This window comes from Silvania sp., from assembly GCF_051656365.1.
GTDB classification, from domain to species: Bacteria; Pseudomonadota; Gammaproteobacteria; order Enterobacterales; family Enterobacteriaceae; genus Enterobacter; species Enterobacter hatchlandensis.
The window spans coordinates 59,220-78,917 of record NZ_JBOGBT010000103.1; the positions used below are offsets into that span (position 1 = coordinate 59,220).

Annotated in this window: 15 protein-coding genes; 1 reads left to right on the forward strand and 14 read right to left on the reverse strand. The window is 57.5% G+C overall.

Annotated features, from left to right (window positions below):
• Positions 1-78: 78 nt before the first annotated feature.
• From ldtD to cmoM, 5 genes are all read right to left on the reverse strand, one after another.
• Entirely contained in the window at positions 79-1,902 is a 1,824-nt protein-coding gene (gene ldtD, locus ACRDD5_RS20305; RefSeq protein ID WP_438677805.1) for a L,D-transpeptidase, read from the reverse strand.
• Between the two features lie 181 nt (positions 1,903-2,083).
• Positions 2,084-6,532, reverse strand: coding sequence for a chromosome partition protein MukB (gene mukB, locus ACRDD5_RS20310; RefSeq protein ID WP_438677806.1), 4,449 nt, complete (start codon positions 6,530-6,532; stop codon positions 2,084-2,086).
• Positions 6,532-7,236 (reverse strand): chromosome partition protein MukE, encoded by a 705-nt coding sequence (mukE, locus tag ACRDD5_RS20315; RefSeq protein ID WP_271282046.1) that lies wholly within the window; start codon positions 7,234-7,236, stop codon positions 6,532-6,534. The genes mukB and mukE overlap by 1 nt, the downstream gene beginning before the upstream one ends.
• On the reverse strand, positions 7,217-8,539 hold the full coding sequence (gene mukF, locus ACRDD5_RS20320) for a chromosome partition protein MukF (protein ID WP_271282047.1): 1,323 nt from the start codon (positions 8,537-8,539) through the stop codon (positions 7,217-7,219). Before mukF ends, mukE begins: the two co-directional genes overlap by 20 nt.
• 3 nt (positions 8,540-8,542) lie before the next feature.
• Positions 8,543-9,316, reverse strand: a complete 774-nt coding sequence (cmoM, locus tag ACRDD5_RS20325) for a tRNA uridine 5-oxyacetic acid(34) methyltransferase CmoM (protein ID WP_271282048.1) — start codon at positions 9,314-9,316, stop codon at positions 8,543-8,545.
• Positions 9,317-9,440: 124 nt separating this feature from the next.
• Here cmoM and elyC point away from each other — a divergent pair, with 124 nt between their 5' ends.
• The gene (gene elyC, locus ACRDD5_RS20330) at positions 9,441-10,220 is read left to right on the forward strand and encodes an envelope biogenesis factor ElyC (RefSeq protein WP_438677807.1); all 780 of its coding nucleotides are present in this window, start codon (positions 9,441-9,443) and stop codon (positions 10,218-10,220) included.
• Here the strand turns inward: elyC and ACRDD5_RS20335 are convergent.
• From ACRDD5_RS20335 to ACRDD5_RS20375, 9 genes are all read right to left on the reverse strand, one after another.
• Positions 10,197-11,090 (reverse strand): YcbJ family phosphotransferase, encoded by an 894-nt coding sequence (locus tag ACRDD5_RS20335; protein ID WP_438677808.1) that lies wholly within the window; start codon positions 11,088-11,090, stop codon positions 10,197-10,199. The genes elyC and ACRDD5_RS20335 overlap by 24 nt on opposite strands.
• Before the next feature lie 125 nt (positions 11,091-11,215).
• Positions 11,216-11,962, reverse strand: coding sequence for a 3-deoxy-manno-octulosonate cytidylyltransferase (kdsB, locus tag ACRDD5_RS20340; protein ID WP_438677809.1), 747 nt, complete (start codon positions 11,960-11,962; stop codon positions 11,216-11,218).
• Positions 11,959-12,141: a protein YcaR gene (ycaR, locus tag ACRDD5_RS20345; RefSeq protein ID WP_271282052.1), complete on the reverse strand. Its 183-nt coding sequence runs from the start codon at positions 12,139-12,141 to the stop codon at positions 11,959-11,961. The genes kdsB and ycaR overlap by 4 nt, the downstream gene beginning before the upstream one ends.
• Positions 12,142-12,186: 45 nt before the next feature.
• Positions 12,187-13,416, reverse strand: a complete 1,230-nt coding sequence (locus ACRDD5_RS20350; protein WP_438677810.1) for a winged helix-turn-helix domain-containing protein — start codon at positions 13,414-13,416, stop codon at positions 12,187-12,189.
• A 15-nt stretch (positions 13,417-13,431) separates the two neighbouring features.
• Entirely contained in the window at positions 13,432-14,436 is a 1,005-nt protein-coding gene (gene lpxK / locus ACRDD5_RS20355) for a tetraacyldisaccharide 4'-kinase (protein WP_438677811.1), read from the reverse strand.
• On the reverse strand, positions 14,433-16,181 hold the full coding sequence (gene msbA / locus ACRDD5_RS20360) for a lipid A ABC transporter ATP-binding protein/permease MsbA (protein ID WP_271282055.1): 1,749 nt from the start codon (positions 16,179-16,181) through the stop codon (positions 14,433-14,435). Before msbA ends, lpxK begins: the two co-directional genes overlap by 4 nt.
• Before the next feature lie 36 nt (positions 16,182-16,217).
• A complete protein-coding gene (locus tag ACRDD5_RS20365) occupies positions 16,218-18,482 on the reverse strand; it encodes a ComEC family protein (protein ID WP_438677812.1) in 2,265 nt (754 codons plus the stop codon).
• 213 nt (positions 18,483-18,695) lie between these two features.
• Entirely contained in the window at positions 18,696-18,983 is a 288-nt protein-coding gene (gene ihfB, locus ACRDD5_RS20370; protein WP_271269421.1) for an integration host factor subunit beta, read from the reverse strand.
• A 119-nt stretch (positions 18,984-19,102) separates the two neighbouring features.
• Positions 19,103-19,698: S1 RNA-binding domain-containing protein (locus ACRDD5_RS20375; protein ID WP_438677813.1), on the reverse strand; the 596-nt coding region annotated here is incomplete at its 5' end.

The following is a 19,698-nucleotide window of genomic DNA, read 5'->3' on the forward strand; positions in this document are numbered from 1 at the left end:
AGGAAAGACGGGGCTTGCAGCCGCAATGCCCCGTTTTCTCCCACACTTACGACAACTCAATTTACAGAACTGCTTCATTTACCTGATCAATTGCTCGGCTTTTGCCAAAATTTGTGCGCCCGATCGCGCCGTCTCATCGTAATTGTAAATATCTGTACGATACTGCGTCCGACCATCCTCTCCCACAAACGCGGTGAGATAGTAAAGATTAACCGGAATATTTTGGCGGATATTCACATATCGCGTGTCGCCTTGCTTAAGCGCATCGGAAATACGTGTGTCATTCCACCCTGCATCCTGTAACAACATGTTCGCCAGTTCAGAGGCTTTATTTACGCGGACGCAGCCGGAGCTAAGGGCACGGCCATCTTTCTGGAACAGGTTGTGGTTAGGCGTATCGTGTAGATAGATAGCGTCCGAGCTTGGCATATTAAATTTGTAGCGACCCAGCGAATTATGCGCTCCCGGTGCCTGCTGGAAGCGGAACGGTAAATTGGATGGCGTAATGGTCGCCCAGTCTACGCGCCAGGGGTCAATCGCCTCTTTGCTGTTCCAGCCCCGCAGCACCGTATAGTTGTGACGTTCCAGATAGCCCGGGTCATCCCATACCTTAGGCAGGATATCTTTACGTGCCAGCGTCGGCGGTACGTTCCACGGCGGGTTGACCACCACGTTATTCAGCGCGCTGCTCATCATCGGCGTTTTACGATCCGGACGTCCGACAATCACCCGTGAGGCCAGCACTTCGCTGCCGTTCTGGTAATAGACCAGCGAAAAGGCCGGGATATTGACCATGATGCCGGTGGAAAGCGTTCCCGGCAGCAGACGCAGACGCTGGATGTTCAATGCCAGCACCCCGGCACGCTGTGCTGGCGTCACATTCAGCCAGTCACGCGTCGACTGGCCAATGACGCCATCAGCCCCCAGCCCCTGGGTGGTCTGGAATGCTTTGACGGCCTCAACCAGGCTCCGGTCATACGCTGCGGGTTTACTGACGACAGATTTCGCTTTCTTCTCAACAGCTGGTGCCGACGGGCTGACCACCACGCTTTGCGGATCGTCGCCCGGCAGGGCAATTTTTGGGCCGCCGTCCAGCACGCCGGACCGTTTCAGGATCTCACGCAGCGCCGGAACATCACTGCTCCACTGACCCGGACGCAGAGTGGTGGTCCCCTGCATCTGCGGCCAGGGCTGGGTGTCGGCCACCAGCGTCAGCATCGACTGATGCATGGCGGCATACTGCGGATGTGCAGGCGCAAGGCTTGCCACAAAACGCGGCACCGTGCCGCTGTCCAGCGCCACCTGCCACTGGTTAATGACCGACAGCGGCGGCGTCGCCAGTTTGTACGGCTTGCTGCTATAGAGCCAGCGGTTGCCACTGACCGGGATCCCCGCCACGAACTGCAGGTAGCCCATCATCGCATCAGAGAGGATCACGTCGCGCGCCATGCCGGTCACCGCAGGCTGGGTCAGCAGTTCGACCCAGGCGGTGAATTGGGGCTGAAAGCCTGCAATGGCGACTTCGGCAAGCTGCTGCTGGAATGCACGCACGGCATCACGATCTTCCCACATGGGCTTCATGTCGCGGGCGGCATACAGCAGCGTAAGTTGATTAAGATAAGCCGGCGAGTACCCCGCAGGCAGCGCCGCCAGCAACTCCTGACGACGTTGTTGGGCGTTGACATCGGCAGGCAGCGGTTGAATACCGGCCATGATGGCGGTCGCTGGCGATTGCGCCAGCGGTTGTGACAGCGCCGTAGGCTGTGTGCCTATCGTGGCAGAACTGTCGGCCGGCACCAGCTCGGGCTCATCGGCGTGCGCACTAAACAGTGGAGCAACAATCGCGGCCAGGCATAAACTCAGCGCTGACCGTCGAAGACCATACATTTTATTTAGCAACATCCCTTGCCCCCTGTTTGCTATTTTCGCGCCCTCATCATCCGGGGCTTCTCTTCAGTATAGAAAGTAAGGCAAGCGGTAGCGTTACCTTATATAAAGAATTTTAAAGTTAACGCAGCCGGACGTACACGCACAAGACATAAAAAAGCGGCACAAAGGCCGCTTGTATTATTTTTCAGATACCTCAGGAGGCATCTGCCGTTCCAGGAAAGGATTCCGGCGGCTGTGGCGCAAAGCCGCGCAGCCCGACAACGTGAACATGCTCACTATTCTGGTACACCTTACGCACCAGCTTATAGGTCGTCCCTTTCTCAGGGCTAATGTTTTCCGGTGCCGCAATGATGAGCTGCATATCCAGACGATCGCACAGTTCAAACAGCGTAGCGATAGAGCGGGCATCAAGACGCGCCGCTTCGTCGAGGAACAGCAAACGGCATGGCGAAATGTCTTTGCCGCGCAGACGACGGGATTCATCTTCCCAGCTCTGCACCACCATCACCAGAATCGACATCCCGGTACCAATCGCTTCACCGGTCGACAGGGCGCCAGATTCCGCACGCAGCCAGCCGTCGGAGCCACGGTTAACTTCCACTTCCATCTCAAGATAGTTGCGGTAGTCCAGCAGCTCTTCGCCGATGGTTTGCGGCGTACGCTGCCCCATGTCGATCTGCGGGTTCAGGCGCTGATACAGCTTCGCCAGCGCTTCCGAGAAGGTCAGGCGGTTACTGTTGAACAGATCCTGATGCTGTTCGTGCTGCTCAGCCAGCACGTCCAGCAGTGTGGCGTGGGCTTCACGTACGTTGACGTTTAAGCGTACGCTGTTGACCTGGCCGAATGACACGTTTTGCAAGCCCTGGTTGAGCTGGCGGATACGGTTCTGTTCGCGCTGAATGGTCTTACGGATGATATTGGCCACGCTGCGGGAGCTGATCGCCAGCTTCTGCTCACGGGAGGTCAACTCTTCCGTCAGACGGCCCAGCTCGATCTCCATCTGCTCGATGGCTTCGACCGGATCGTCGGTGCGAATAATATCCTGACGAATACGTTCACGCAGATGCTGATACACCGCCACGAAGAACTGAATTTTGCGCTCAGGACGCTTTGGATCTTCCGACATGCGCAGCACATCGCGCAGATGTTCGTTATCCGCCACCGCCAGACGCAGCGCACCCAGCGCCTTATCCGACATCGAACGCAGTTCATCCCCGGATAGGTAGGCCAGCTCACGACGGTGCAGACGACGCTCAACGCCGTTTTCTTTCACCATTCGCATCACCGCACACCAGCCCGCTTTGGCGGTGACGACCTGCTCGCGCTTCTCGTGGTAATCACGTTCCAGCTTGCGCAGGCGGCGGGTCAGGTTATCCATCTCCGCTTCGCAGAAGGTCAGCGCTTTTTCCAGCTGATTGCGGCGCGCACGGTTGTTACTGAGCTGGGCATGCAGTTCGTCACGACGAATGCGCGCCCGCTCTTCTGCCCCGCTGTCGGCACGGACGCCGATATCCTGCAGCTCTTTATGCAGGTCGGTTAACAGCTCTTTCTTGGTGTCATACGAGCTCTTCAGCGACGCCTGCACCTGATTGTACTGACCCAGCTGGGCGGCATGGCTGCGCAGCATTTCGCGGGCGCGGGTACGTTCCAGCTCGGCCTGCTCCAGACGCTGGCGCAGCTTTTCGTTCAGATCGCTGTTGCCGCTGAGCATTTCTGCCGAATCGGAATAGCTAAAGTGCACGCGACGCTGGGCGACTTCCGTCAGGGCAAACGCCTGCTGACGTGCTTCGCGCTGCACCTGCTGCGACCAGGCGTAGTCTTCTTTTAGCTGTTCATACTGCTCGGGGTCGCTTTGCAGGACCGACAGCAGCGGCTCAAGTTTCGCCAGCTGGTTGCCGTGCTGCTGAACAAAGCGCGCGGCTTCCTGCGCTTCATCCAGACGCTCCTGAATCTCATCGACGCGATCGGCGAGCGTATCATCCGCCAGCAGGTTCAGGCGCGGCAGGATACGGTTAAGCGCCGCAACGCCCTCTTTCGCCTGCTCAAACTGCACGCGGCTCTGCTGGTTGTCATTCTCGTGATTCGAGATCGCGCGTTCCAGCTCGCCGCGACGGGTGGTGAGTTTGCGGATCTCGGCTTCTGGATCGGCATCAAAGGCCACGGCCAGATGACTGCCGATAAAGCGGCTGAACGCCTGGTGCAGACGCTGGGTTTTCTGCACGTCAAACGAGAGCGTGGCAAAGCGCTCAGACAGGGATTCTCGCTCGGTATGCAGGCTTTCAATGCGACTTTCACGCGCGGCGCGGCCAAACAGCGGCAGCGTCGGGAAACGCGAATAACGCCACTGACGATCGGCGACCTTCACCACCACCGCTTTTTCCAGCTCATCGACGCTGAACACGCTGTCATCGAACGACTGCGGATCCCCTTCGATCAGGTAGAGATCTTCCGGGCAATCTTCCAGCCCGGCAAGCTGATCGGCAACCAGCGACAGATCCGGCACCACGATCGCATGACGCGACGGACCGTACAGCGCAGAGTAGTACGGCGCATCTTCAAGGCTGACGTCGTCATAAATTTCTGACAGCAGCACGCCGCCAAAGCGTTCGGCCAGGGTGTTAAGACGCGCGTCTTCCGCCCCGCCCGGCTGGCTTAAGCGTTCAATTTCTTCATCGACTGCCCGCTTGCGGGCACCCACTTCATCACGTTCAACAATGGCTTCGCGCTCGCGCTCCAGCAGTTGCTGCAGATATTCAGTGACGTCCTGGCCGGATTCAAACGCTTCGCCGCACTGGTCGCTGAGCTGGCTCAGGCTGCTTTGCGCCGCCAGCCAGACTGGCGCGCGCTGCATCAGGGTCTGAATACGCGACTGCAGTTGCTCCAGCTCCTGGCGCAGCTGCATGCGTTGTTCGCTGGCGCTGGAAACGCCGTCAGAGAGCGAGGCGATACGCGCTTCAAGCTCCTGATGCAGGGCTTCCAGATCGTCGATATCGACCCGTTTGCCCTGGCGTTTACAGAACTCCGCCAACAGACGTTCCGCTTCCTGCTGTTCGCGCAGACGCTGTTCCAGCTCGTTCAGACGCATGCGCAGCGGCTGGACCTGCTCTGCCTGATGGCGCTGGTTAACGCCGTCACGCAGCAGCTCGCGCGCCACGCCCCACGCTTCAGCGCGGGCCAGCGGGCCGTTAATCGCCGCCACCAGCTGGTATGCCTGTTCAAACTGGCTGTGCGCGCTTTGCGCCACGCTCATTTTCTGGTCGAGATTCAGCAGTTTTTCGGTGGCTTCCTGCTCTTTGGCCTGGAAGGTTTCCAGCCACTCGTCGGCGCTTTCCGGGGTTAAATCCGGCAGATGACACAGCGCTTTGGCACGGTTTAACGCCTGCAGAGCCTGGTTGTACTGAATGGCGCGGGTTTGCTGAACGTCCAGCGCCTGCTGGTAGTCAGCAAGCTGGCTTTTCAGCTCATCCACTTCCAGCTCTGCGGCTTCGGCGCGGGCCTCGTTCTCTTCCTGCTTGTCGGCGGCTTCGGCCACCACTTCGTTCTGCTCTTCCAGACGAATTTGCAGCTCATCGAGATCCGCTTCGTAGCGCTCAATTTTTTCCTGCTGACGCAGCGCGGTTTGCACCAGGTTCAGGTGATCGCTGGCGGCCTGATAATCGGCCTCCAGATCCCCCTCGGCACCGTTTTGCTCGCCCAGCTCACGCGCCATTTCGACGTGCTTATACTGCTCAGACGATAGCTGCTGACGAGAGGTAAACAGCTCGCGGCGATACTCCAGCGACTGATCGAGATGAATCCGTCGCTCGTTGGCGTGGCGCATGTAGTCCGCCGCCACGTAGTTGGTCGCTTCGCTGATCAGGTGTTTGAACAGATCGCGATCCGACTGGGTGACGCGGATCGCTTCCAGCGTCATGCGGTTTTCGCGCAGCGCCGCTTCCATATCCTGGAAGGCCTTACGCACCCCACTGTTCTCCGGCAACAGATAGTCGCGCAGGGAGCGGGTTATGGCGCTGGAGATCCCGCCATACAGCGAGGCCTCAATCAGGCGATAGTATTTACTGCGATCCGACGCGGAGCGCAGACGACGTGCCACAATGCCCAGATCGAACATCAGCGAGTGGTAGTCGGTAATGGAGTTGAACTGCTTAAACTGCACGCCTTCGATGGCTTCCAGCTTGTCTTTCAGTTCCTGCAGGGTCAACACGCGCGCCTGACGATCGTTCAGGGTTTCCGTTAACAGCGACGTAGGCTGCACGGAGGTTGGCAGCCCCTGAATGGCGAACGGTTTGATGTCCACTTTACGGTCGCGCCCGGCAACCTGCTGCAAGCGCACACCAACAACCACGCGCTGATGACGGGAGTTGATCACGTCCAGCACGGAATAACAGACCCCGGCTTTCAGCTTGCCGTGCAGGCCTTTGTCGCGCGAACCGCTTGTAGCACCCGCTTCGGTGGTGTTACGAAAATGCAGCAGCGTCAAATCAGGGATCAGCGCCGTGACGAATGCCGCCATGGTGGTGGATTTCCCTGCCCCGTTACCGCCCGAGAGCGTAGTGACCAGCTCATCGAGATCAAAGGTGCGGGCAAAGAAACCGTTCCAGTTAATCAGCGTCAGTGAGCGAAATTTACCGCGTTCAATCATTATTCTTCCTCCCCGCTATCCGGCTGATGGTCTTCATGCTCGTCATTGAGCTGCAAATGGTTTTCTACCGGCATCGCTTCGCCATCGCGGATCATCCGCAGCTGGGCTTCACGGGCGTCATCTCCGACGCGCACGTCAGCGCCGAAGCGGAAGACCGATTCCGTGATGCGGAATTTGCTGCTGTCGTGACCCATAAACCAGACCATCCCCAGACGGCGCAGGCGGTTCAGGGAAGAGCGCACTTTTTCCTGCAGCTTCTGGCGATCCACGTCTGAACCGGTGGAACGGTTGTTCACCAGCTTCAGCAGTTTGCCTTCATCCGCCAGCGACAGCAGCTCGTCGTAGAGCTCCTGCTGGGTGAAGATGCCTTCATTAGCCAGACGTTCCGGGCTGAGATAGAGGTAGCAGAGGATCTTGCCGACCATCATATCCAGTTCAGAAAGCACCGAGCGCGGGATAAGCGTGGTGGAGCGCGGACGCAGGTAGAAGAAACCTTCCGGGGCGCGGATCAGCTCCACGTTATAGCGGGCATAAAACTCTTCCAGGTATTCCTGAAAATCCATCAAAAAAGCGTGATTATCCAGCTCGTCGAGACCCACATGACGACCGGCACGCAGCTGGCTGTCCAGCGCCGGAAAGATCGGATTTGCCAGCGCCTGGGCCAGCTTAACTGGCATCACGTGTTCAATATTTGTCAATGACATGCGCCTGTACCTTGGCTCCGTAATCGTTAATCGGCTGCCATTTCGGCGGCAGGCCGGAGAAATCTGCTTGCGCGACGCCCAGGCGTACCGCCTGGTCGACCACAATGCGGGCGATATCGAAATGTCGCGCGCGCGGGTATTGCGCGAGGTAGTCGCGCACCACCAGGCCGAGATCCAGCGGCGTCTGACGGGCTTTGTAGACCGCCAGCTGCTCCTCGATCATCGCGGCGAGCTGTTCCCGAATCTCGTTAAACTCTTCATATTCCAGGTCTTCCGGCAGTTCACCAGTCACCTCTTCGTCACGCAGGCTCATCTCTTCGTCACGCATATCGAGCAGACGGTCGGCACTGGCGTAGGTCAGCGCCCATGGTGCATCAAAGTAAGTCTGGACAGACTGGCGTAAACGCTGCGCAAACACGCGGTTCTTATCCATATCGATCGCGGTACGGATAAACTTGTGTACGTGGCGGTCGTAACCAATCCACAGATCGATCGCCTGCTGTCCCCAGCTAATAATGCGATCGAGTTTGCTCTGCAGGTCGAACACCAGACGGTCAACAAAGTGCAGATCGTCGTGGCTGAGGGTCGCATCCTGAATACGCAGCAGGTTAGCCTGCAGCTTATCGCCCGCGGCTTCCAGCGTATCCTGCAGTTCACGCAGTGTTCCGGACGTTTCTGATAACAGCATTTCACAGCTGGAAATGGCCGCGCGCCAGTCTTTGTTCAGCAGCTGGCCGATGTCATCTTTCACCAGCTGTTGCTGCTCATCCATGATACGTTGAGTCAAATCGATGCTGTCGAAAATTTCGGCTACCGAATACTTCAGCGGCGCATAGACGTTGCGATGCCAGTGGAATTCGTCGCCGCCTTCATCTGCGGCATCGGCCGCACGCTTCAGCTCGCCTGCCACAATCGAGAGCTGCATTGAGAGGCGCAGCGTCGAGAATTCACGCTGGCGAATATAATAGTCGGTGATCCCGATACCGAGCGGCGTCAGGCGATAGATGGCATTCCCTTCCGCCAGCTCGCTGGTAAAGCGGTTCAGCAGACGTTGACGCACCATATCGTTAATCGCGTTGTTGGCACGCACATTAATGGTTTCGCTGGTTTGCTCAAACGCATCACTGACATGGCGGAACGCATCCACCAGTTCGCCCTCGCTCATTTCTCCATCCAGCCGTTCGCCGTTCAGCGTGGCAACCGCCAGCAGAAAAGAGAGTCTGTCTACCGGCAGCGAGAGGGAGAAATCGTTTTTTCGGGCCCAGGCAACCAGTTCGGGGACTGTCTGGGAAAATTCACTCATAGGTTATCCTTGCGGCTTTTGCGCGGTGACGTGTATATAACGGCCAAGGCTGATATACGGCTCCTGGCGGCAATACCGCGTTTCTATTTCTGTCAGGGCGTCCAGACAGTCGTGCTGTTTTTGCTTATCACGCAGATAATCATGAAACACCCTTATGCCGGTTTTCCCGGTAATCTGCCAGCCGATCGCTTCCAGCCAGCCATAGACTTGCTGCGGATCGCGCGGAAAGTCCGGTGAAAGCGTGCGCCGTTTCTTTTTATACATACCCTGCTGCACATAGCCAAAATTGCCCACCAACACGTTACGCATCAGCAGGCCGTTAGCATTGTAGAACATCAGCGACAGCGCGCCGCCGGGGCACAGTATTGACCACAGGGTCTGCAACAGCGCCTGCGGTTCGGCCACCCACTCCAGCACCGCATGAGACAATATCAGATCAACCGGGCTTTCCAAATGTTGGGCGATGTCCTGAGCGGCGCAATGTATAAATTGCATGTTATCGCTCACACCTTTTTCAACTGCAGCCTGTTCTGCCCGGACGATCATCTCTGCCGACAGGTCGCACAAAATGACATGATGGCCGAGCTGGGCCATTTTTATCGCCGTCTGACCTTCACCGCCTCCGGCATCCAGGACGCGCAGTTTTTGCGTGCCGAAGCGGGCGAGCAGGATATCCAGATCCTGCCAGAGGATCGTCTGACGCAGCTGCCCCTTGGTCGTGCCATAGATGTTGCGGGAAAACTTTTCCGCGATGTCATCAAAATTGCGATCCCGCATTGGGAGAGCTCCAGCCAATTACGGCAAAACCGCTATTTTGTCACAGCCGGGCGGAGAATGAACCTCTCTGGTGTAATATCGCTGGCAATCGTCTGCTGTATGCTCAAAAAAGGAACCAGAAAGGATGCTTTTTACCCTAAAAAAATATATTGGCGGCATGATGCTGCCTCTCCCTCTCCTGCTGCTGTGTATCGCGCTGGGCCTGGGGTTGCTGTGGTTCAGCCGCTTTCAGAAAACCGGCAAAATCATCACCACCGCAGGCTGGCTGATTCTGCTGCTGCTGAGCCTGCAGCCGGTCGCCGACGGGCTGTTGCGCCCGGTGGAAGATAAGTACCCGACCTGGCAGGGAAATCAGAAGGTGGCGTACATCGTGGTACTCGGCGGGGGCTATACCTGGGATCCCGAGTGGGCACCCAGCTCAAACCTTATTAACAACAGCCTGCCGCGCCTTAATGAAGGCATCAGGCTGTGGCTGGCCAATCCGGGATCGAAGATGATCTTTACCGGCGCGGCGGCGAAAACTAATCCGGTGAGTACCGCCGAAGCCGGGGCGCGCGTGGCCCAGTCGCTGGGGGTGCCACCTGAGGCGATCATCACTCTCGACAGCCCGAAAGACACCGAAGAGGAAGCTGCGGCGGTGAAGCAGGCCATTGGTGATGCCCCCTTCCTGCTGGTGACGTCGGCCTCGCACCTGCCGCGGGCGATGATCTTCTTTGAACAGGCGGGATTACACCCGCTGCCTGCGCCTGCCAACCAGTTGGCCATCACCGCACCGCTCAACCCCTGGGAAAAGATTATTCCGTCCCCGGTCTGGCTGATGCACAGCGATCGCGTAGGCTATGAGACGCTCGGACGCGTCTGGCAGTGGCTTAAAGGCCCCTCAAGCGAGCCAGGGGAGCAGTGATTTAGACGCCAGATCGAAGTTGGCCCGGCTAAAGCGCCCGGTGTTCACCAGTTGGGCCACTTCATCCCACAACATATACAGCCAGCGCCGCCAGAGGAATGATTCGGAAACTGGCGCGCGCTGCAGATAGTGCCAGAGCAAATCTTCCGCCAGCCCGCTCTCGCTCAGGCGAAACAGTTCATACTCACGCGGGGCCCATAACATCACCCCTGGTCCCACCATCGCCAGCAGCTGATCGCTGCGCGGATCTTTGAGCATACTGCGCAAGGTGAAGCTGCCGTGGATCAGCACGCTGTTATCGTTGAAGCCCTCAAACAGCGCGGGCAGGCACTCGCGAGTCCGAAACAGGATCCGTTTGTCCTGCATGGTCAGGCCGGTGTTGCGGTATTGATTGAGCGTTCCCCACAGTACTTCCACCCGCTGGCGGTACCAGAGTGGCCAGAGATTTTCCTGGGTGTTATCTACCGCCCCCACCAGTCCGCCGCTATCCATCCGATGCCAGGCCAGCAGCGCCTCGACTATCTGATCTTTTAGCTGTTCCCAGCGATCCGGGGTACGCGCCGGGGCTTCAACAGAGACGCCGCGCAGGCGCTCAATGAGTAACACGTCAGGGCCGGGATGCTCCTCATGCGTCATCACACCGTACACGGTCGGCATTCTTACCGTGCCGCTGCGGGCAAGCATCGAAATTTTCCACGCCAGCTGCCGGGCGACATCCGGGGTAGAAAAGCTTCGCGCCAGTAGCGGCATGGGGTTTCCCTGACTGTCGTATAACGACCAGAGCGTGGTATCTGCTTTTTCATGCACACATTCCACACGACTCAGTTTTTCGCCCAGCAGATGGCTGAGCTCGACTCGCAGCTGTTCCATTTGACATTACCCCCACTAAGACTACTGCTTCTATAATGAGCGTGTGGCGAGCGGATGTCACTCTTATGAGACGAATCTGTATGATTCAGGCAAAAAAATCCCCTCAAAGGAGGGGATGGTGGGGATTAACGAAGTTCGGCGCGCACGCGCTCAAGATCTTCTGGCGTATCGACGCCCGTACCCGGCACTTGCTGCGCCACGGCGACGTGAATTTTCTCGCCATACCACAGCACGCGAAGCTGCTCGAGCATTTCGATATTTTCCAGCGGGCTTGGCTGCCAGGTCACGTAACGGCGAATAAAGCCGGCACGGTAGCCGTAAATACCCAGATGACGCAGGATGTTATCGCCGATGTTCTCCCGGGACGCGGCAAAACGATCGCGATCCCACGGGATGGTGGCGCGGGAGAAATAGAGCGCGTAGCCTTCAGCGTCCAGCACCACCTTTACCGCATTAGGGTTGAAGGCTTCTTCCGCACTGTGAATGGGCACTGCCAGCGTCGCCATGCCGATCTGACGCTGGGCCAGGTTTTCAGCCACCTGGCGAATGATAACCGCCGGGATCATCGGCTCATCGCCCTGCACGTTAACAATCACGGTGTCATCGCTGAAGCCACATTTCTCCACCACCTCCGCCAGACGTTCGGTACCGGACTGGTGGTCAGCGCGGGTCATACACACTTCGCCGCCAGCGGCCTCGACCGCACGAGCAACCTCTTCATAATCGGTTGCCACAATCACCCGATCGGCACCTGACTCACGCGCACGTTCAAGTACGTGCACGATCATCGGCTTACCGTTGATATCCACCAGCGGTTTGCCCGGCAAGCGGGTGGACGCGTAGCGCGCGGGAATAATGACCACAAAACTCATGGTTTGCTCTCTTCTGGTGCCAGCGAGCGGGCTTCAGTTTCCAGCAGAACGGGGATCCCGTCACGCAGTGGAAAGGCCAGGCTGTCCAGTTTGCAGATCAGTTCCTGCTTATCCTGGCTGTAATAGAGTTTGCCGTTGCACACCGGGCAGGCAATGATTTCAAGTAAACGGTGATCCATAGTTCCTCCGTACAAATAATATGTAAAGTTTACCATATTCCTTTTTCAGGCCGCGCCTATTTCCCAGCCCTGTCGGCAGGTGGAGAAAAGTGCATCAGGCAGATGCCCCAGACGGATCCGCGTTGCCCCCTGCCAGCCCGCAAAATCGCTTATCGCGGTAAAGAGCCCTTTCTCCAGCCCGGCGCTGACCTTCACGCCCTCTTCCAGATACAGGGAAATAATTTCCAGCTCGCCGGTTTTGCGATGCATTTTGGCATCCATTCGCCCCACCAGCTGGCCTTTATGCAGCAACGGCAGAACGAAATAGCCGTACTGGCGCTTCGGCGCCGGGGTGTAGCACTCCAGCCGGTAACTGAAGTTAAACAGTTGCTCCGCACGCTTGCGATCCCAGACCACCGGATCAAACGGCGAGAGCACCGCGCTGTGAGTGGCGGTGAGCTTACCTTCCTGTGCCTCTTTCAACAGCGGCAGCAGATCGGTGTGCAGCCACATCTCGCCCAGGGTTTCGACCTCTACACGAACCACCCGCTGCAGCGTCTGCCAGCGTTCAAGCAGCAATGCCAGCGCAGGCTGACGTAAGCGGTAATAATCGGCTAGCCATTGCGGGCGGAAAATGCCCAGACTGCGGGCGCTGTTTTCCAGCATCATCTCTTCTGCCGCTGCCTGGACCAGCGTATCCCGGCTGTCGTCCCATTCCGGCATGACGCGGTGCGTGAGATCATAAACGCGCTGGAAATTACGCCGTTCGACAACCATCACCTTCCCGGCGGTAAATAACCCCTCAAGATGGCGTTTATGCGGATTCCATTCCCACCAGCCGCTGGTCCCTTTTTGCGGATGGGCAAAATCGGCGGAACGGACCGGGCCATTATGCTGGATGTGGGCGATCAGCTGGTCAATCTCCACCGCGTGTTCCTGCATCCACGCCTGGCGGTATTTCCAGCCCATATTATCCGGGGAGAGCATTCTGTGGCGTACCAGGGCAAAATCGCTGCGCGGCAGGAAGCAGGCTTCATGCGCCCAGTACTCCATTAATTCCCCGCGGCGAAGGGCGTTATCCAGCCACTCGGGCTGATAGCTGCCAAGGCGGCTGAACAGCACCAGATATGGACTGCGGGCGACAATGTTGATGGTGTCAATTTGCAACAGCGACATGCGCTGGATAGTGGGAAGGATATCGACGGGCCGGGCGCGGCGACGGGGCTTCTTTAACAGCCCCTGTGCGGCAAGATGAAGATGACGTGCGGACCTGAGCGTGAGTTGCGGTAAAGCCATGCCTGTTCCTGTCAATTAGTGCGCGGGTGAAACCTCATCAACCTGCTCCACCAGCGCCATCAGCTCCTGGAGCAATCGTTCCGGCTGGTCGCCCTGCAGTTGGGCATCAACCGGCAGATACCACCAGTTCTCGCGGGCAAAAGGTCTACATTTCACCGCATCTTTTTCGGTCATGATCAGCGTCTGACCCGCTTCAGCGAATGCCGAAACCTGGTCCAGACTCAGCGCCTGATGATCGGCCAGCGCAACGGTGTTGATTAGCCGGGCACCACAGGTTTCCAGGGTGCTAAAAAAACGCGGCGGGTGGCCAATGCCGGCCATCGCCACCAGATTATTCAGCTGCGCGACGTCCCGGTGTTCGCCTGTGAGCAGATTGACGGCCTGCGATGGCCGCAACTGCATCGGGATTTCACCCGGCTGCGCGGTGCCGCCGTTCACGATAACTGCATCGACGGAACGCAGACGGGCAGCGCGTTCGCGCATTGGCCCGGCGGGAAGCCACCAGCCATTGCCGAAACGACGCACGCCATCAATCACCACAATCTCTTTATCCCGCGCCAGCGCGTAGTGCTGCAGGCCGTCATCGGTAATAACGATCTGCACCTGCGCCTGGGTCAGCAGCGCCTGCACCGCTTCGCTGCGCACCGGCGAGACCGCGACGGGCGCACCGGTGCGCTGAAAGATCAGCACCGGTTCGTCACCTGCTTCTGCCGTGGTGGTCTCTGCCGTTAACAGCAGCGGATATTTATCTGCCTTACCGCCGTACCCGCGGGAGACCACCCCCACGCGGATGCCGCGTTTTTGCAACTGCTCTACCAGCCAGATCACCACCGGCGTTTTGCCGTTACCCCCTGCGGTGAGGTTACCCACCACTACCACCGGCACCGGCGCACGCCAGGCCCGCTTAAGCCCCACTTTATAGCTCAGGCGGATCAGGCCGCTGACCAGGCCATACAGCCAGGAGAGCGGCAACAGCAGAAGCCAGAGCGGAGATTCACCGGACCAGATGCGGGCAATCATTCGCCAAACTGCATCTTATGAAGCTGTGCATACACGCCGCGATGAGCCAGCAGATCCGCATGGCTGCCCCGCTCGACGATGTAGCCATCTTCCACCACCACGATTTCGTCGGCCTTTTCGATCGTCGACAGGCGGTGCGCAATCACCAGCGAGGTGCGGTTCTTCTGCAGTTCGTCCAGCGCAGACTGGATCGCACGTTCGGATTCGGTATCCAGCGCAGAGGTAGCCTCATCAAGGATCAGGATTGGGCTGTCACGCAGCAGCGCGCGCGCAATGGCGATACGTTGACGCTGGCCGCCGGAAAGCAGTACGCCATTCTCGCCCACCACCGTGTCCAGGCCATTATCCATCTTGCTGATAAAGTCCATGGCATAGGCCATCCGCGCGGCATTTTCAATCTGCTCGCGGCTGTACTCTTCATTACGGGCGTAAGCGATATTATTGGCGACCGTATCGTTGAACAGATGGACATTCTGGGAGACCAGCGCGACCTGATTACGCAGCGACCGCAGGGTATACTCGCGCAGGTCGTGCCCATCGATCAGGATCTGGCCTTCATCGATGTCGTAGAAGCGGGTGATCAGGCTGGCGATAGTGGATTTACCCGAGCCCGAACGTCCCACCAGCGCGACGGTTTTCCCTGCTGGAATGGTCAGGTTGATGTTACGCAGCGCAGGCGTGTCGCGGCCCGGGTAGGTAAAGGTCACGTTGCGGAATTCAATATCGCCGGTTGAGCGCTCAATCACGCGTTTACCGTCATCTTTTTCCTGCTCGGAATCGAGGATCGCGAACAGCGTCTGGCAGGCTGCCATTCCGCGCTGGAACTGGGCATTCACGTTGGTCAGTGATTTCAGCGGACGCATCAACGCGATCATAGAAGAGAAGACCACGGTAATGGTACCGGCGGTTAAGGTTTCCATCACGCTTGGGAAGCTGGCGGCATACAGCACAAATGCCAATGCCAGAGAGGCAATAAGCTGAATGATCGGGTCAGAAATAGAAGAGGCTGAAACCAGCTTCATGCCCTGCAGACGCATCTTGTTGCTGACCTTATCGAAGCGCTGGGTTTCGACGTCCTGGCCACCAAAAATCAGCACTTCTTTGTGCCCTTTCAGCATCTGTTCGGCGCTGGTGGTCACCTGCCCCATCGTATTCTGCATGTTCTTACTGATATTACGAAAACGCTTAGAGACCACGCGAATCGCAATCGACACAATCGGCGCCAGCACGATAAGGATCAGCGACAACTGCCAGCTGTAATAGAACATCAGAATAAACAGGCCAATGATCGAGGCGCCTTCACGCACCACGGTAATCAGCGCATTAGATGACGACGCAGCCACCTGCTCAGAATCGTAGGTAATGCGCGATAGCAAGGTCCCGGTTGACTGCTTATCGAAGAACGCAACAGGCATACCCATCATATGGCTGAACAGACGGCGACGAATGGTCATCACCACTTTGCCTGATACCCAGGAGAGGCAATAGCTGGAAACGTAGCTGGTGATGCCGCGAACGACCATCAGACCAATAACCACCAGAGGCATCCATAGCAACACTGAGCGATCCGTTTTACCAAAACCGTCGTCCAGTAACGGTTTGAGGAGCGATAACATAAAGGTATCGCTGGCTGCGTTAAGGACTAACGCTACGCCTGCCACGATAAGCCCCGTTCTGAAAGGAGCAATCACCGGCCAGAGTCGGCGGAAGGTCTGCCACGTGGAAAGATCTTTGTCGTTATGCATTCAAAAAACCAGCATTTGTTGAAATAGCCGCATATTCTACCCGTTATCTCCGGGCGCGCCAAACCACTGATGATACCAACGAGGTAAAATTTGCTCCCGTAAGCGCCGGATTTGCCAGCCTTGTTGTGAAAACGTCACCGTTATTTGTCCATATCGGGGGGTTGTGAGCCACAGATACCCCTCATTTTTGTAACGCCGGGCCACTTTGACAGAAGGCAGCCGCCAGGCGTTATAGCGGGAGGCCGACACCAGCGCAATCTGCCCGCCCGCGCGCTGCACCAGCGGCACTGACGACGAGGTATTGCTGCCATGGTGCGGCACCTGGATAAGTGTAGACGCAAGATATTGCCAGTGACGGCTGAGCAGCGCTTTTTCGCCCTGCGCTTCAATGTCGCCAGTTAACAACAGGCTATGAACGCCATCCTCAATTTTGACGACGCAGGAGCCGTTGTTGCCGCGCTGCGCTGAGGCAGAGATGGGCCAGTGGGCGGTGAACGTCAGTCCCTGCCACTGCCAGCGCTGCCCGCGAAAGCATGCCCCATGACCAGGCCAGCCCAGCGGACTTCGTATCCACATTTCCGGCCACGCATTGCGTAATGACTCCAGCCCACCGATATGGTCCAGATGCTCGTGGCTTACAATCACGCCTTCGGGGTGTAAGTGATGCCAGCGCAGCCAGGGGATAATCAGCTGCTGAGCGCTGTCGCCACCTGGCCATGCCGGGCCGGTATCATACAGAATCACCCTACCCCGACGCTCGATAACCATCGCCAGCCCCTGACCGACATCCAGCATATGCACGGACCACCCGTCTGTTGTGCTTTTCCGCCATAACGGAAAGGTGAGCAGTATCAGAGCCGAAAGACAGACTATCGGGTAGACCCGAAACCCGCGCATTCTCCAGGCAATGATCGCGCCCCAGGGCAATAAGGTCAGCCACAGCCAGCGTTTATCGACCGTTATCCAGCCGTCTGGCAGCGTGGTTAAAAAACCGAACAGCAGCGACAAGGATCGATCCGCCAGCAGCCAGACTGCGTTTTCCGCACCAGGGAATGGCCAAAGATGCAGCCACATCCCCAGAAGAATGAGCGGCACTGAGATAAAGGTCACCAGCGGGACTGCAATCAGGTTTGCCACCAGCGATGAGAGACTAAACCCATGAAAGACCACCACCTGCACCGGCAGCAACAGTAGCAACATCCCGAGCTGCAGATGCAGCAGATTCACGCCTGTGCGCAGGGGCCATGGCAACGACCAACGTGGGTTGGGTATCCACTGATACCAGAAAATCAGCGCCGCAACCGCAAAAGCTGAAAGCAAAAGGCTGTGTGACAGCACCGCCAGCGGATCGACCAGTAAAATCGCCGCCACGCAAACCAGCCAGACCTGCCACGATGACCAGCGGCGACCGCTCAGCTGCAGGGCAAGATACACCGCCAGAGAGACCACCGTGCGCAGCGCCGGGGGCTGCATGCCAGTTAGCCAGGCGTAAAAGGCGGCAAAGAAAAAGCCTGCCACCAGCGGCGCGCGCCAGCCCACCCAACGACCGGGGATAAAAAACTGGATGCCGCGTGCCAGCAGCCAGATGACCGAGGCGGCCAGCGCGATATGCAAGCCGGAGATTGCCATCAGGTGGGCGGTACCTGTTTCGCGCATCAGATTTTTAATCTCCGGCGTCACCGCCAGACGTTCCCCCATACCCAGCCCAAGCAGGACCGGCCCCCAGGCGTAAGGGGATAGCGTTGTCGTTAGCGACGTCAGATAACGTGCGCGCAGGCTGCAGCGGCTCTCCTTCACCTCGGCATGGGTAAAGCGTCCGGTCAACGGCTGATGTTGCGTCAGGGCATAGCGCTGAGAATCGAATCCCCCTTCGTTGAGCTGCCCGTGAACGGCGCGTAACGATAAGGTCATATTCCAGCGTTGCCCGGCACAACCGGTCTGCGGCAAAGCATTGCCATACAGGGTGATGCCCACCGCGGGTAGCATCCGTCTTCCGTTAAGCCGAACGATGCGCCCCTGATGTACCGTGGCACCATCGCTGGCGATGATTTCCACCTCTGCCTTCTGCGGCCCGGTTGTCAGATGCTGCATCGGCCAGACAGCACTCAGCGCCGCCAGTCCTCCCCACGCAAAAAAGAGCAGCCAGAATCCGGCATAGTGGGCGGCTTTAACGCGCGTTAAGGCCAGCGCCACCCCCACCACCAGTGTGGCCTGGATGACGGGCAGTTCAGGCAGCACGGGCAACCACAGCAGCGGAAAAATGGCCAGGATCAGACATGCCGCTAAGGCAGACAAACTCATTCACACCTCCCTGTTTCGGGCCAGTGTGCGGCTTCGGGGTCGGTGTGTCAGACTGGGAAATGAAAGGTTACGAGGAAGGCTGGCGGGTGATTATTGGTTTGCAGCAACTATCGGCAGGAATTGCGGGGCAACGTCAGGATGTTGAAAATACCCACAAAAAAAGCACCCGCAGGTGCTTTCTTTTGACAACTCAGTTTTACCCGTAGGGAAAACTCAGTCTTCGTAAATATTGGCGCGATCGCGCAGTTCTTTACCCGGCTTAAAGTGTGGAACGTACTTACCTTCCAGCTCGACTTTATCGCCAGTCTTCGGGTTACGCCCGGTTCGTGGAGCACGATAGTGCAGAGAAAAACTACCGAAACCGCGGATTTCAATGCGCTCGCCCTGGGCAAGAGTGGTGGCCATATGCTCCAACATCTCTTTGACCGCATCTTCCACTGCTTTAGCAGGGATATGCGATTGCTGACTGGCAAGTCTTTCAATCAATTCTGACTTGGTCATGATTCCTCCGGTTCCTTCAACAAATGAGCTAAACAGCTTAAACAAGGGCGGCCGTAGCCGCCCTTTGTTATTGATTACAGGACGAATCCTGCAATCTGTCAAGTCACTCAGAGAGTAACTTACTCGCCTTTAGCAGCTTTGAAAGCTTCAGCCATTGCGTTGTTGGAGAAACCTACATCTTCCTGTTTGTTAACAGTTGCGATTGCATCTTTCTCATCAGCTTCGTCTTTAGCACGAACAGACAGGCTGATTGCACGGTTCTTACGATCAACGCCGGTGAATTTAGCTTCAACGTCGTCGCCTACGCTCAGAACCAGAGTTGCATCTTCAACGCGGTCACGTGAAGCTTCAGAAGCGCGCAGGTAACCTTCAACGCCGTCAGCCAGTTCTACGGTTGCGCCCTTAGCGTCAACTGCAGTGACTTTACCGTTTACGATTGCGCCTTTCTTGTTCACTGCAACCCAGTTGTTGAACGGATCTTCTGCGAGCTGTTTAACGCCCAGAGAGATACGCTCACGCTCTGCGTCAACCTGCAGAACAACTGCTGCGATTTCGTCGCCTTTTTTGTATTCACGTACTGCTTCTTCGCCTGCAACGTTCCAGGAGATGTCAGACAGGTGAACCAGGCCGTCGATGCCGCCGTCCAGGCCGATGAAGATACCGAAGTCAGTGATAGACTTGATTTTACCTTCAACACGGTCGCCCTTGTTGTGGG

Coding starts and splice junctions, on each gene's coding strand:
- ihfB (WP_271269421.1), bottom strand. CDS start 18,983: ATGACCAAGTCAGAATTGATTGAAAGACTTGCCAGTCAGCAATCGCAT.
- ACRDD5_RS20365 (WP_438677812.1), bottom strand. CDS start 18,482: ATGAGTTTGTCTGCCTTAGCGGCATGTCTGATCCTGGCCATTTTTCCG.
- mukB (WP_438677806.1), bottom strand. CDS start 6,532: ATGATTGAACGCGGTAAATTTCGCTCACTGACGCTGATTAACTGGAAC.
- msbA (WP_271282055.1), bottom strand. CDS start 16,181: ATGCATAACGACAAAGATCTTTCCACGTGGCAGACCTTCCGCCGACTC.
- ACRDD5_RS20335 (WP_438677808.1), bottom strand. CDS start 11,090: ATGGAACAGCTGCGAGTCGAGCTCAGCCATCTGCTGGGCGAAAAACTG.
- ldtD (WP_438677805.1), bottom strand. CDS start 1,902: ATGTTGCTAAATAAAATGTATGGTCTTCGACGGTCAGCGCTGAGTTTA.
- mukE (WP_271282046.1), bottom strand. CDS start 7,236: ATGTCATTGACAAATATTGAACACGTGATGCCAGTTAAGCTGGCCCAG.
- cmoM (WP_271282048.1), bottom strand. CDS start 9,316: ATGCGGGATCGCAATTTTGATGACATCGCGGAAAAGTTTTCCCGCAAC.
- kdsB (WP_438677809.1), bottom strand. CDS start 11,962: ATGAGTTTTGTGGTCATTATTCCCGCGCGCTACGCGTCCACCCGCTTG.
- elyC (WP_438677807.1), top strand. CDS start 9,441: ATGCTTTTTACCCTAAAAAAATATATTGGCGGCATGATGCTGCCTCTC.
- lpxK (WP_438677811.1), bottom strand. CDS start 14,436: ATGATTGCCCGCATCTGGTCCGGTGAATCTCCGCTCTGGCTTCTGCTG.
- mukF (WP_271282047.1), bottom strand. CDS start 8,539: ATGAGTGAATTTTCCCAGACAGTCCCCGAACTGGTTGCCTGGGCCCGA.
- ACRDD5_RS20350 (WP_438677810.1), bottom strand. CDS start 13,416: ATGGCTTTACCGCAACTCACGCTCAGGTCCGCACGTCATCTTCATCTT.
- ycaR (WP_271282052.1), bottom strand. CDS start 12,141: ATGGATCACCGTTTACTTGAAATCATTGCCTGCCCGGTGTGCAACGGC.